At 70.7% G+C, this 12265-nt stretch carries 12 protein-coding genes and 2 pseudogenes; 4 read left to right on the forward strand and 10 right to left on the reverse strand.

Annotated elements, in window-relative coordinates; genetic code table 11:
• Positions 1-34 precede the first annotated feature (34 nt).
• A pseudogene (locus TNCT6_RS33905) lies at positions 35-139 on the forward strand (IS5/IS1182 family transposase); the annotation flags it as partial.
• A gap of 22 nt (positions 140-161) precedes the next feature.
• Here TNCT6_RS33905 and TNCT6_RS33910 read toward each other — a convergent pair.
• Complete coding sequence (locus TNCT6_RS33910) at positions 162-749, reverse strand: histidine phosphatase family protein (RefSeq protein ID WP_141367065.1); 588 nt, start codon at positions 747-749, stop codon at positions 162-164.
• 201 nt (positions 750-950) lie between these two features.
• On the opposite strand from TNCT6_RS33910, the gene TNCT6_RS33915 reads away from it, so the two are divergent.
• The 3 genes from TNCT6_RS33915 to TNCT6_RS33925 all read left to right on the forward strand — a co-directional run bounded on the left by TNCT6_RS33915 (position 951) and on the right by TNCT6_RS33925 (position 3565).
• Positions 951-1130: a hypothetical protein gene (locus TNCT6_RS33915; RefSeq protein ID WP_141365249.1), complete on the forward strand. Its 180-nt coding sequence runs from the start codon at positions 951-953 to the stop codon at positions 1128-1130.
• 345 nt (positions 1131-1475) lie between these two features.
• Positions 1476-2150 carry a pyridoxamine 5'-phosphate oxidase family protein gene (locus tag TNCT6_RS33920; protein ID WP_141365251.1) on the forward strand — a complete coding sequence of 225 codons (675 nt, stop codon included), beginning with the start codon at positions 1476-1478 and terminating at the stop codon, positions 2148-2150.
• Between the two features lie 254 nt (positions 2151-2404).
• A complete protein-coding gene (locus TNCT6_RS33925) occupies positions 2405-3565 on the forward strand; it encodes an NAD(P)/FAD-dependent oxidoreductase (protein ID WP_141365253.1) in 1161 nt (386 codons plus the stop codon).
• 538 nt (positions 3566-4103) lie between these two features.
• Here TNCT6_RS33925 and TNCT6_RS33935 read toward each other — a convergent pair.
• The 9 genes and pseudogenes from TNCT6_RS33935 to TNCT6_RS33975 all read right to left on the reverse strand — a co-directional run bounded on the left by TNCT6_RS33935 (position 4104) and on the right by TNCT6_RS33975 (position 12231).
• A complete protein-coding gene (locus TNCT6_RS33935) occupies positions 4104-4706 on the reverse strand; it encodes a hypothetical protein (RefSeq protein ID WP_141365255.1) in 603 nt (200 codons plus the stop codon).
• Positions 4703-6049, reverse strand: a complete 1347-nt coding sequence (locus TNCT6_RS33940; protein ID WP_141365257.1) for a DUF58 domain-containing protein — start codon at positions 6047-6049, stop codon at positions 4703-4705. Before TNCT6_RS33940 ends, TNCT6_RS33935 begins: the two co-directional genes overlap by 4 nt.
• Positions 6046-7053: a MoxR family ATPase gene (locus TNCT6_RS33945; RefSeq protein WP_172633260.1), complete on the reverse strand. Its 1008-nt coding sequence runs from the start codon at positions 7051-7053 to the stop codon at positions 6046-6048. The genes TNCT6_RS33940 and TNCT6_RS33945 overlap by 4 nt, the downstream gene beginning before the upstream one ends.
• Before the next feature lie 110 nt (positions 7054-7163).
• Positions 7164-7700 (reverse strand): hypothetical protein, encoded by a 537-nt coding sequence (locus TNCT6_RS33950; RefSeq protein ID WP_141365259.1) that lies wholly within the window; start codon positions 7698-7700, stop codon positions 7164-7166.
• On the reverse strand, positions 7697-8665 hold the full coding sequence (locus tag TNCT6_RS33955) for a DUF4129 domain-containing protein (RefSeq protein WP_253266322.1): 969 nt from the start codon (positions 8663-8665) through the stop codon (positions 7697-7699). Before TNCT6_RS33955 ends, TNCT6_RS33950 begins: the two co-directional genes overlap by 4 nt.
• Before the next feature lie 431 nt (positions 8666-9096).
• Positions 9097-9501 (reverse strand): annotated as a pseudogene (locus TNCT6_RS33960) (GNAT family N-acetyltransferase); the annotation flags it as partial.
• Positions 9502-9660: 159 nt separating this feature from the next.
• The gene (locus TNCT6_RS33965; protein ID WP_141365263.1) at positions 9661-10368 is read right to left on the reverse strand and encodes a cysteine hydrolase family protein; all 708 of its coding nucleotides are present in this window, start codon (positions 10366-10368) and stop codon (positions 9661-9663) included.
• 110 nt (positions 10369-10478) lie between these two features.
• Positions 10479-11090 carry a TetR/AcrR family transcriptional regulator gene (locus TNCT6_RS33970; RefSeq protein WP_141365265.1) on the reverse strand — a complete coding sequence of 204 codons (612 nt, stop codon included), beginning with the start codon at positions 11088-11090 and terminating at the stop codon, positions 10479-10481.
• Positions 11091-11142: 52 nt separating this feature from the next.
• Positions 11143-12231, reverse strand: a complete 1089-nt coding sequence (locus tag TNCT6_RS33975) for a sulfite oxidase (protein WP_141365267.1) — start codon at positions 12229-12231, stop codon at positions 11143-11145.
• Positions 12232-12265: the final 34 nt, after the last annotated feature.

Here is a 12265-nt window from a genome sequence, read left to right on the forward strand (position 1 = left end):
CTGGCTGCGCCGGCGACAGAACTCCGGCCGCCTGGGCGGACACCGCCTGCACCGCCGCTATGAACGCAAAGCGGAACACTTCCCGGCCTTCGCTGGGATCGCCGCGGCGCTCATGTGCTTCCGGCGCCTCTCGCGGTAGGCATGAGGCAGCGGCTCTGCCGCTACGGGACGTTCCAGGCGGCAATGAACGGCTGCCCGTCCTCGGTGGCCAGGAAGCTGAGAGTGCCTGGATGCGGATGGCCGAGCAGCCGGCCGGCGGAGGCGTCGAGGCCGAGCCAGCGCACCGTGAGCACGCGCGCCAGATGACCATGCGCGACGACGGCGACATCGCCCTCGTCCAGCAGCGGCCGCATCCGGTCCAGCACCGCGTCCGTGCGCGCGGCCACCTGCTGGAGCTGCTCGCCGGGATGGTCGTCGCCGCCGGGAATGACGCCGTCCCGCCACAGATCCCAACCCGGCCTCATCTCCTGGATCTGCGCCGCGGTCAGGCCCTCGTAGCCGCCGTAGTCCCACTCCATCAGGTCGGGATCGGGCCGGACGCCGGCCAGGCCCGCCAGTTCGGCCGTCCGCATGGCGCGGCTCAGCGGGCTGCTGAACACCGCCACCGGATGGCGTCGGGCCAGCCGCGGAGCGAGCGCCTTGGCCGCGGCCTCACCCGCGTCTGTCAGCGGAATGTCGGTACGGCCGGCGTGTTGGCCCGACAGGCTCCATTCGGTCTGGCCATGCCTGATCACTATCAGTTCACCCATGGCCGCGCACGATATCTGACCATGCGACACGACCGACCACTCCTCGCCTTCGCCGCCACCGCCCGCACCCTCATCTGCGGCGGTCGACTCAACAACCGAGATGACCGCCAAGCGGGTCCGGTGAAGTGTGGTGCTGGTCCTTGGACGCCGGTGCCGATCGCCTCGATGCCGGCATGGATGCGGCGGGGATAGCCTCTGGCGATGGCGAGCTTCGAGATCACACCGATAGGTACGTTCCGGAACAACCGGACGGACGTCCAGCACACGGACAACTGGGGTGCCGTCCGCAGCACGATCACCATCGACGAGGAGTTCCGCCCGGTGAACATCAAGCAGCCGGCGTGGGTCAGCCGCCCGATGTCGGAGTACTTCCAGCCGTAAGCCCTGGCGACAAAGATGATCGCTGCCGGCACAGCGGAGTCTTCGCGGCTGCCATCGCGCCGGTTGCCGACGGTGGATGGCGGATCGCGCGTGCCGTGGTGGAACGTGATCCCGAGCGCCATCGTGGCACGGACGACGGCTACGACTGCCTGATGCTTGAGGTGGTGCTCAGTGCCATCGTGCTCGGCACACCGGATTCCAAGCCGGCTGTTCCGAGCAGCGGTCACGGAGGGGAATGGGTCTGCGAGGGGGTGTTTCTGCGGATTTCGTTGTTCAGTGGCCGACTCTTCGATGAGATCAGAAGACATCTAGACGGCTATGTGCGATATCGCTACCTTCGGCGGTATGGCCTCGAAACCCTTCCCGCCCAGACTCCCCGTTACCGACCGCACCCGGCACAGGCGCCTACGCGAACAGGCCAGCCTGGAGCGGACCGATCTGGAGGCGGTTCTCGACGCCGGGTTCGTCTGTCACCTGGGAGTGGTGATCGAAGGGCGGCCACTTGTCCTGCCCACGGTGTACGGGCGGGACGAGCAGTGGCTGTATCTGCACGGGTCCGTAGCCAGTCGCAGTCTGACCGGTGATCTCCCCGTCTGCGTCACCGTCACACACGTCGACGGGCTGGTGCTCGCTCGGTCCGTCTTCGAGCATGGTGTGAACTACCGCAGCGCCGTGATCCACGGCGACGCCCGCAGGGTTACCGACCCCGAGGAAAAACTGGCGGGACTTCGCCGGCTCACCGAGCACTCGGCTCCTGGCCAGTGGTCTTACGCCCGCCGCCCGAACCGCAAAGAACTCGCCGCCACCACCCTGCTCGCCCTCTCCCTGGAGGAAGCCTCAGTCAAGATCCGTACCGGCGCACCGGAGGACGGTGACGGGCCCGACGCGGGACTCGGGCTGTGGGCCGGGGTCCTACCTCTGACTTCCGTATGGGGCGAGCCCGTCCCCGATCCAGCACTGCCTACCGGCACCCCCATACCGGCGCACATCGCATGCCGGGAGGGAACCCGGCACGGCTGAGTGGTTGCGGTGACGTTCGGGAGGGTGGGACTCAGGGGTAATGAGCCTCATCCGCTCCTTCACTGTGGAGTTGTGCCCGGCCGTTTGTGCCCTGGCACCCGCCGGGGCGGCCGAGCGCGCACTCCCGCCCTGACCCACCGGCGAAGGCGGCCAGGCACCCAGCTCGGTGAGCGCCCATCCGCCGGCTCACGCCGTCGTTTCGGTTCGGTGACAGGGCGGGACTGGCTTGGTGAGGGGCCGTACGTTGTATCGACATGAGACCCCGTATCGCCGTGATCGGCAGCGGCCCTGCCGGCCTTACCTTCGCCCGCGTCCTGCACCGTCATGGTCACCCTGTCACCGTCCTCGAACGCGATCCCGCCCGCGACGCCCGTCCCGCGGGCGGCACGCTGGACCTGCACGAGGGGCTGGGCCAGCTGGCACTGGAGAAGGCGGGGGTGCTGGCGGAGTTCCAGGCGCTGTCCCGTCCCGAGGGGCAGGCCATGCGCATCCTGGACTCGGACGGGACCGTCCTCCGCGACTGGCAACCTCGTCCGGGTGACCGGGCCAATCCCGAGATCGACCGCGGGCAACTTCGTGACCTGTTACTCGGGCCTCTGGACGTTCAGTGGGGGCGGGGCGTGACGGAGGTAGTGCCGGAGAGCCGGAATGGCGTGCTGGTCCATTTCGCGGACGGGCGACAGGAGACGTTCGACCTCGTGATCGGCGCGGACGGTGCCTGGTCCCGGGTCCGCCCGGCGGTCTCGTCCGCGACGCCGCAGTACACCGGCGTCACCTTGGTCGAGACCTCCCTGGACGACGTCGACACCCGCCACCCCGACCTCGCCCGGCTGGTCGGCGAGGGTTCCGTGGCTGTGTACGGCGTGAACCGCGCGCTCGTCGCCCAGCGCAACAGCGGCGGCCACGTCAAGGTATACGCCCAGTTCCGCGTGCCGCTGGACTGGCACACGAACCCGGACCGGCATAGGGGCCTGAACGAGCGCGCGGGCCTGGGCCCGGACGACGTCGAGGCCGTGCGATCAAGCCTGCTGGCTCTGTTCGACGGCTGGGCCGCTCCCGTCCTCGACCTCCTCCGCCACGGCACAGCTTTCGTCCACCGCCCCCTCTACGCCCTTCCCGTGTCCCACACCTGGGCCCACGTCACCGGAGTGACGCTACTGGGCGACGCCGCCCACCTGATGCCCCCGTTGGGGGTGGGCGCGAACCTCGCGATGCTGGAAGGCGCCGAACTCGCCGAGTCCGTCGCCGCCGCCCCCGGCCCTGGAGATCTGGACGAGGCCGTCCGCGCCTTCGAGGAACAGATGTGGGCACGGGCCGGCAGGTGGGCGAACATCACGATGGCTGGTCTGGAACGCCTCGTGAGCCCGGACCCGTCCGAAGCCCTCGCCCTCTTCGACGAGGTCCAGCCTTCCTGACCGCCAAGCGCGAGAGCATGGCCCAGTCCGCCGCCGATCACTACAGGTCTCCGATCGCACCCACTTCCATGAAACTGACTCCGCAACGACGGATGTGATCAAGTAACTGCGGCAGGCCGTCGGCGACCTTGTCGAACTCCGCATCATCCAGGGAGGCGGACCGGGACCCGGAGGCTCGCACCGCCCACCCGTGCAACTTGCCGAAGCAGCAGAGTGTTGACGTGCACGAGCGCGGACTGGAGCAGATGCAGGACGAGCATCGAGATCTCGGTGTGCTCCCTGCCCGGGCCGGTCAGCGGCGCGGTCCTTGCCGTAATGGAGCACGGTGTTGGCGCTGTTCCAGTTCTCCACGGCCTGGAGCCCGCCGTGGATTTCCCGGCACAGGCCGGCACCGGCGAGGCAGTCGCAGGCGAAGACCGTACGGACGGCGCGGGCGCCCGTGCTGTCGGCAATGCACGGCAAGCGCGGGTGGGATGCGTGATCTTGAGGTGGGATCGCCGGAGGCGCTGAACCGATCCAGGCCGGCCCGGTGCGGCGGTCAGCCGGCCGGGCGGCGACGGGTGCGCAGCGCCAGTACCAGGCAAACCGTGGTCGCGGCGATGGCGAGTGCGGCGGGCACCCGTGCCCATGAGGTGCCCGCGACCGGCGCCTGGGCGGCGAGCAGGACCACCGCGGTCGCGGCGGCGGCCGCCAGCGCGGGTGTCGCCTGCGGCTGGCCGGGCGGGGCGGTGACACCGGCTGTCCATGCGTCGGTGACGAGCAGGTAGGCGAGTAGCAGGGCGGCGATGCAGACGACCAGCCACACCGCCGGGTCGGTGGCCGCCGCGACAGCGATCGCCGCGGCCGGAAGCAGGGTCGTCCTGCGACGGGCCGCGACGGTCCGCCAGCGCATGGAGGTCAGGACGGGGCGCGCGTCGACCATCGGCGCGGCCCACCACGCGGCCGCCGCCGCCCCGAGCACCAGCAGCCTGACCAGCAGCGGTGCGTGCAGGGCTGCCGGCGGGTCGCAGGCGGCGACGGCGAGGGCCGTTCCGAGCAGTCGGTCGGAGATACGGGAGGTGAGCCGTTCGATGACCTGGGCGGCTCGGCTGCCGGCGGGGCGCGGGCCTGGCCGGGCGAACCGGACGGAGGCGGGGGTCATCGGGTCCCTCCGTGGATGCGGGTGCGCAGCAGCGGCGCAAGGGCGAGGTCGAGGGTCTCGCCGGGCCGGTGGGCGACGACCGCGATGCCGCGTTCCACGAGGGCGAAGCGCATGGCGTCGCGGTCGGCCCGCCACAGCCGCAGCGCGAGTTCGCCCTCGGAGTCGCCGGGTTCCACGACCGGGTCGCCGGTGGGGATCTCGACCACGACCATCGGGTTGGCCCGCCCGCGCACCTGCTGCAGGACGTCGAAAATCCGCTGGTCGGTCAGCGGCGTGATGACGTACACCAGCGCTCCTTCGGGCAATGCGGGCGGTGGGAGCAGACTGAGGCCCTCCGTGCGGAACGCGAGGTCCTTGCGGACCTCCAGCACGCCCTCGACGATGCGGTAGAAGTACCCATGGCCGCTGCCCGGTTGCAGCCAGCGAGTCACGCCACCGACCGACACGACGCCGACCCGGTCGTGGGTGCGCAGGTAGGCGCGGACCAGCCCGGCAGCGGCCCGGAAGGTCTCGTCGAGAGAGGACGCGCCGGTGACCGGGTCGACCACGTCGCTGAGCACGTCCAGCAGTACCACGGTGTCGGCGGTGCGCTCCGCGGCGAACTGGTGGACCTGCAGGGTGCCACGGCGGGTGGTGGCCGGCCAGTGGATCCGGCGCTGCCGTTCGCCGCGTACATACGGGTGCACGCCGGTGACCTCGACGCCCTCGCCGCGCTGCACGGCGGTGTGCTCTCCGAGCCGTTGCGGCAGCCGGACCGGGATGGGCGTGAGGCCGGCGTGTTCGGGCACTGGGAAGACGGCGATCTCGCCGAGTTCGGCCCGCACGGTGCGGCGGGCCAGCCCGCCGTGGTCGTAGACGTCGACGTCGACTGTGCCGAGCGTCCAGCGGCCCCAGCGCTGCGCGGTCAGGACGAGCTCGACGCGGTGCGGGCCGACCGCGAGGTGGTCGAGCCGGACCCCGTGACCGAGGGTGACGCCGGGGTCCAGGCGGCCGGTCTCACCGTCGTAGGCCACCGTGATCCGCACCGACACCTGCTCGCCCTCGAAGCACCGCCGCGGCTCCACCTCGACCTCGATCGTCACCGCGTCCGGGCGCGGCCCGCTCGGCAGGGTGAGGGCGAGCAGCACCAGGGGCGCGGCGGCGAGAGCAAGTACCCAGGGCCGCCCGGTGATCAGCGCGGCGGTCAGCGCGACAACGGCCAACGTGCCCAGCCGCAGCGCGCGTTCACCGGTGCGCCAGCCGGGCGGGGGTGGTGGCGGGGGTTCGGCGGTCACGTCCTGGCGGCCGTTCAGGGCCCGTTGGGCGGCGGCGGACGCTCTGCGGGCCGGCATCGGCTCCGTCATGACACGACCGGCGCGCGGGGCAGGGTCTGCGGGGCCGGTACGGACTGCATGATCTCGCGGATCACGTCGTCGCCGTCGATCTGCCGGACCCACAGCTCCGGCTTGAGGGTGACGCGGTGCGCGAGGGCCGGCACCGCCACGGACTTGACGTCCTCCGGGGTCACGTAGTCCCGCAGGTCCAGGACGGCACGGGCTCGGGCGAGCTGGACCAGGGCCAGGCCACCGCGCGGAGAGGCACCGACCTGGATGTGCGGGTGGGCCCGGGTGGCGCCGACCAGCGCGACGACGTAATCCAGCAGATCGTCGTCCACCTCGACGCGTTCGACGGCGGCCCGCATGGCCAGCACCTCGCCCGGTCCGCTGAGCGTGCGCAGCACAGCCTCGCGCACCGCCCGATCGACACGCGCGCGCAGCATGCCGGCCTCCTGGGACGCCGTCAGATAGCCCATCCGCACCCGCAGCAGGAACCGGTCGAGCTGAGCCTCGGGCAGGGTGTACGTGCCCTCGTACTCGATGGGATTGGCGGTGGCGACGACCACGAAGGGCTCCGGCAGCGGCCGGGTGCTTCCGTCGATGGAAACCTGGGACTCGGCCATCGCCTCCAGCAGCGCGGCCTGGGTCTTGGGCGGGGTGCGGTTGATCTCGTCGGCGAGCAGCAGGTGGGTGAAGACCGGTCCGGGACGGAAGACCATGTCGGCGTTCCGCTGGTCGTAGAACGGAGCGCCGGTGACGTCGGAGGGCAGCAGGTCGGGGGTGAACTGGATGCGGCAGAAGTCCAGGCCGAGGGTGGTGGCGAAGGAGCGGGCCAGCAGCGTCTTCCCGAGTCCCGGCAGGTCCTCGATGAGGACGTGGCCGCCGGCGAGGATGCCGAGCATCACCAGCGCCAGCGGTTCCGCCTTGCCGACCACGGCCGTGCGGATCTCGTCGAGCACGGCCGCGGCCCGTTCGCCCGCCTGCCGAGGGGTCAGGATGTCTTGGTCCGGGGTGGGCTGCGGGCGGGTCACGGTCGGATCCTCACGTGGCGGGGTCGGGGTGTGCGGGCTGGTCACGATCGGATCCTCACGGGGCGGGGTCGGGATGTGCGGGGCTGCGGGGTCGGCCGCAGCGCCACCGGTCACAGGGCTTCCAGGCGGTCGAGCAGGGAGCGCAGGACGGGCTCGGGGAGAGTGGGCTGCGGAGCGGTCGCCTCGGGATCGATCCACGGCCACAGCTCGGCGCCGACCAGGGCCCGGGCCCGCTGCGGGTCCCGGTGCATCTCCACGCCGTGCCGTTGGGCCAGCCGGGCGGCGAACAGCCGCTGCAACTGCGGCCGCATGACGGTACGGAGGTGCACTTCGCTGTCGTCCCCGAGGGTGTTGGCCACGATGCGCCGCCACCCGCCGAGCGCCGGGGCCCGCCTGCCCAGCAGGCGCACCGGCTTGCGGTGTCCGCTGTCCTGGGCGGCACCGCCCGCGGCATAGCGCCCCAGGGCCAGCGCAACAGCGGTGATGAGGGCGAGGCCGGTGGCGGCCGCGGCGGCACCGTCGGCCAAGGCGAGCAGCACTTCGGCCGCGACGGCGAGGGTGACGAGTACGGCCAGCGAGTTCCGAATCGAACCGGGCGCTCCCAGCACGGAGTTGACGAAGGTCCGGATCCGTGTGAGCGCCTTCACGTGGCACCCGCCGCCGCTTCGGGCCCACGCGCCCGCGAGCGCAGGCCGTGAGCGATCTCGGCGAGCGCGGCCGCGGCCCGGTCGCGGTGGCCGCCGTCCATCGGGTGCGTGGAGTAACGGGCCTCGCGGAACAGGGTGGTGAGCTCGCCGGCGGCCGCCCTCGCGGGCAGGCCGCCGGCGACGGCCCGTTCCAGTAGGTCCTGCGGGCTGTCCGAGGCACGCCGGGCCACGCCGGAGTCGGCGAGCGACTCCTCCATGGCGGCATAGCAGGCGATGACGGCTGCGCGGGTGTCGGTTCCGTCCAGCAGGGCGCGGCGCCCGGAGTCCACGGCCTGGGCCAGACGTTCCTGCTCGTCGTCGAGCGTCGCGTACGTCGCCGGGACCTCGGCAGCCATTGGCCGGGTCAGATACCGCCACAGGTACACCCCGGCGAGCGCGAGGGCCACGGCGAGCAGGGCGATGCCGAGACCGAACAGGATGCGCGTCAGCCCGAAGTGCATGCTGTGGTCACTGTGTTCGGCAGGCAGTGTGGGTGGCGGGGTGCGCGCCGGGTCCTGCCGCGCGGGGGGAAGCCGGACGGGCCCGTGGCCGTCCCCATGGCTGCCGCCGGACGAACCGAACTGGTGCAGGACCAGGATGAGCAGCGGGAGGACCAGCGGTGCGGCCAGGAGGACGCGGCCCACGCCCTCCATCAACCGCTCTTCCACCGGGTTGAGTTTCTGGCAGGCGCTGACCTGCTCCAGGTGCTTCCCGCGCAGTGCGATGCCGCCGAGGAGCGACAGCAGGGCGATGCCGAGCACGAGGACGGGGTTGCCGCCGAGCGGCCCGCGGCCCTTGACGAACAGACCCGTGCCGGGGTGCAGCAGCAGTGCTCCTAAGGCGGTTCCGCCCACGACCAGTACGGTCAACGCGGCCTGCGCGGCCCCGATCGTGCCGTGCCGCCGTCGCCCGTCCGCCGTACGCACCCGCCCCACACCCCTCCGTTGCGACCGGCAGCTTCGCACACCGGCCGCCGGCGTGCCAGCAGGGGTCCACCGGTGGGGCGGAACGGGGCGGGGCATCCAGCGACCGGCGCACCGTCCGCCACGTCGCGTTGTGCGTGCGCTGCAGCCCGTGCTGCGACATCCCGGCCTCGTCGTCCCGGTTTTGACAGCGCATGTCGGGGCTTTGCGCAGCATGCCGACTTGGCGGTGTTCGATGTTCATGAGCAACGTCGCGCCCTGCACGGGACCGGGGCGGCGGCTGCTGGACGCGAGCCATCAGGTTGCCGTGGCCGCTCACCCGTCAGGAGGGACGCAAGGAAGGCGTTGGCCCTTTCCTCACAGCGTCGCCGTCCTGGCCCTCGGCCGTACGCGTCGGCTCCACGACCCGCCCTTGACCGCCGGGCGGCAGTCTGGCCCTTCGGCTCCGGCTTCCAGTCCTGGACGAGAAGCCCGATCAGCACCTCGTCCAGGAACTCACCCATCACCCAGGCCGAGGAGCGCAGCACGCCCTCGCGGACGAAGCCGTTGCGCTCGGCGGAGCGTAGCATCGCGGTGTTGTCCGACAGTGCCTCGATCTGCAGCCGCTGCAGGCCACGCACGACGAAACCGTAGTGGCACAGCACCGCGGCCACGTCGGTGCCGTAACCCTTGCTGCGGGAGGACGGCAGCAGCCCCAGCCCGATGTGCGCGGACCGGTTGTGGTTGTCGATGCCCCACAGCGCCGCGGTGCCGACCAGCGTGCCGCCCTCCAACTCCGCCACGGAGAAATGGACACGCCCCTCCTCCTTGTCGTCCACCACGAGCCGCGGATCCTTCGAGCAAATACTCGGTCGTCTCAGATGGTGCAGCGGCGGTAGCAGAGCCGCCGATCCCGGCCTGTGCGGTCCGGGTCGCTCCCGGGGGAGGGGCTCCACGATCGTTCGGTGACTTCGCCTCCGTTCATGTCACGCGTCCTGCCTTCCGGGGGTTGCTCGCCGTCAGGCCGAACGAAGTTGACCGACGGTCTGCTCGGTCGACCACACGGCGCTGGCCAGGAAACGGAAGTTGATGAGGGCGGCCAGATATCCGTCACCTTCGGGCAGCCGGGGCCCGGCGGTGGCGTCACGGACGACGACGACCTCGAATCCCTGCTCGACCAGCTCCCGGAGGTGCCCTTCGGTGCACAGGTTGGCCGCCATACCGGCAAGGATCACCTGCGAGACGCCGCGCTTGCGCAGTTGGAGGACGAGGTCATTCGACTCCGGCCCCACGATCTTGTGCGGGGAGGCGATGACGGTCTCCCCGTCGAGGATGTACTCCTTGTACTCCGGCAGGAAGTCGGCGCCGGAATCGGTGAAGCCGTCGAGGGTGAGCGGACCGGTGCGGCTGAACATGCCGACGCTGTGCATGAACTGCTCTATCGGGTCGCCGAACTTCCACTGCTGGTCGGTGGGGTAGAAGTAGTGCGGTGACACGGCAACCGTGATGCCCGCCTCCTTCGCGGAGGCGAGAAGCCGGCCGATGTGGCCGACGGTGCCGTTCTCGGTGATGCTGTCTCCGAAGACGGACCAGGTAGCGCCCTTCGGGCTCAGGAAGTCGATCTGCGGGTCGGTGATGACCAGTGCCGCACGTGCGGGGTCGAGTGTGAACCCACTTCCGGGGAGTGCGGGGCTGGTGGGTTCGGCGTAAATGCTGCTGTCGGACATGAGTGGGATGGCTCCTTACGAGGGGGGTGGCTGACGACGATAATAAGTGACCGGTCGTCTTTTTATGGGGATCAGAGTACCGCCTCCTCGGCCGGAGCGACAGTCGTCTGTTACTTCACCGAGGCAGTCGATGTTCCAAGGAGGCGCGGCAGGGCCACAGTTGCGAACCTCTCGTACGAATCGCGTCGCTGCCTGATGCGTCCTTGCATGACAGCCCCCTCCCACGCCTCGACGATCACGAACGCGAGTTCCTCCGGTGACGCGTCACCGGGGACGTCGCCGCTCGCCTGGGCCTCTCGGAGGCACGCGGCGATCAAGCCGGTCCACCGGTCCATGATGTGGTCCAGCTTCTCTCTGACCTCTGCGCTGTGGTCGGCCAGCTCGAGAGACATGTTGCCGACGAGGCACCCCAGCGCGAAGTTGCGTCGCGCGTTGTGGTCCGTCATGGCCAGGAAGAAGGCGGTGACGCGTTCGACGGGCGGCCGGGATGCGTCTCGCAGATTGAAGCCGAAGTCCCGGTCGATGGATGCCCAGTAGTGTTCGAGCACAGCGACCGCGAAGTCTTCCTTGCTGGCGAAGTAGCTGTAGAACGACCCCTTGGGCACACCGGCACTGTCGGTGATCTCTTTGATGCCGCACCCGTTGAAACCGTTCGTGCGCATGAGCTCGAGCCCCGCAGTGAGGAGGCGTTCACGGACGAGCGGATTGGCTGGTCGCGGCATCCTTCGATAATAGCCGAACGGTCAACTATCGTCGTGTTCGCGTGGGGGCTGCTCAGCGGCAGGTGACGCGGGCGCGGGCCCAGGAGTTGTTGGCGTAGCCCTTGGGGTTCCACAGATGGGCCGGGGACTCGGGCATGACCGCGCCAGTGCAGTCCCATGCCCGTGCGATCACCTGTGTCTCACCGACGGGCAGGTCAAGGGTGATGTGCCAGAGCTGCCAGGTCCAGGGGCTGTCCGGCCGGTCCAGCTCGGCCTGGCGCCAGCTGAGTCCTTCGTCGAGGGAGACGTCGACGCGGGCGACGGAGCGATCGTCGCCGGCCAGGGCGTAGCCGGTGATCTCGGCCGGTCCGGGCGAGAGATGCGCGCCGTCGTCGGGGCTCAGGATGTCGCAGTTCAACGCGATGGGGCCGAGGGAGATGCCGTCGCCGGGTCCGGCGTGGTCGGGGTCGGCCTCGGCGGGCAGGATGCGGTAGGCGGTGGCCTGGAAGTAGTTGTCGGACGGCTGGGTCTGAGCGGTGACGCTGGTGAGCCATTTGACGCTGCGGGCGCCGATCCAGCCTGGCACCACCGCACGCAGCGGGCCGCCGTGGACGGGAGGTAGCGGCCGGCCGTTCATGGCCCAGGCCAGCAGTACTTCCGGACCCTGGGCCTTGGTGGTCGGGATGGAGCCACCGTAGGGCTGGGGTGGGTCGGCCAGGTGCGAGACGTCCGGGGCGGCGAAGGCGATGTGCGTGGCCTGCGCCCGCAGGCCCGCTGCGGCCAGTACGTCGGCCAGCCGCACCCCGCTCCAGCGGGCGGTGGACGTGGCGCCGGGCCCCCACGGGTCCTCGCCGGGGATGTCCCGCACCGCGGCCAGGCCGGCTCGCCGGTTTCCGGCGCACTGCAGCGTGGCCACGACCTCCACCTGGTCAAACCGTGCCCGCAGGTCCTTCAGGGACAGTTCCAGCACCCGTGCGACCAGGCCGCCCACCCGCAGCCGCCATGCCGCCGGGTCGATTGCGGGGATCGGGCCGTGGTTGCGGCTGTAGAAGGTGTCGACCGGCGTCTCCTGCCGCCCAGCCAGCGCCCCTCGAAGTGGCTCGGCATTGAACGGCTCTCGCTCGTGCACCACCATGTCGTCCCGCTTGCCCCAAAGGCCCATATTCAGGCGAGTACCCGCCACGGCAGCCGAACCT

The organism is Streptomyces sp. 6-11-2 (genome assembly GCF_006540305.1).
Classification (GTDB): Bacteria; Actinomycetota; Actinomycetes; order Streptomycetales; family Streptomycetaceae; genus Streptomyces.

What these genes read in the sequence shown, in the direction of transcription:
- TNCT6_RS33910 (WP_141367065.1), bottom strand. Translation starts at nt 749, where the DNA reads ATGGGTGAACTGATAGTGATCAGGCATGGCCAGACCGAATGGAGCCTG.
- TNCT6_RS33915 (WP_141365249.1), top strand. Translation starts at nt 951, where the DNA reads ATGGCGAGCTTCGAGATCACACCGATAGGTACGTTCCGGAACAACCGG.
- TNCT6_RS33920 (WP_141365251.1), top strand. Translation starts at nt 1,476, where the DNA reads ATGGCCTCGAAACCCTTCCCGCCCAGACTCCCCGTTACCGACCGCACC.
- TNCT6_RS33925 (WP_141365253.1), top strand. Translation starts at nt 2,405, where the DNA reads ATGAGACCCCGTATCGCCGTGATCGGCAGCGGCCCTGCCGGCCTTACC.
- TNCT6_RS33935 (WP_141365255.1), bottom strand. Translation starts at nt 4,706, where the DNA reads ATGACCCCCGCCTCCGTCCGGTTCGCCCGGCCAGGCCCGCGCCCCGCC.
- TNCT6_RS33940 (WP_141365257.1), bottom strand. Translation starts at nt 6,049, where the DNA reads ATGACGGAGCCGATGCCGGCCCGCAGAGCGTCCGCCGCCGCCCAACGG.
- TNCT6_RS33965 (WP_141365263.1), bottom strand. Translation starts at nt 10,368, where the DNA reads ATGTCCGACAGCAGCATTTACGCCGAACCCACCAGCCCCGCACTCCCC.
- TNCT6_RS33970 (WP_141365265.1), bottom strand. Translation starts at nt 11,090, where the DNA reads ATGCCGCGACCAGCCAATCCGCTCGTCCGTGAACGCCTCCTCACTGCG.
- TNCT6_RS33975 (WP_141365267.1), bottom strand. Translation starts at nt 12,231, where the DNA reads ATGGGCCTTTGGGGCAAGCGGGACGACATGGTGGTGCACGAGCGAGAG.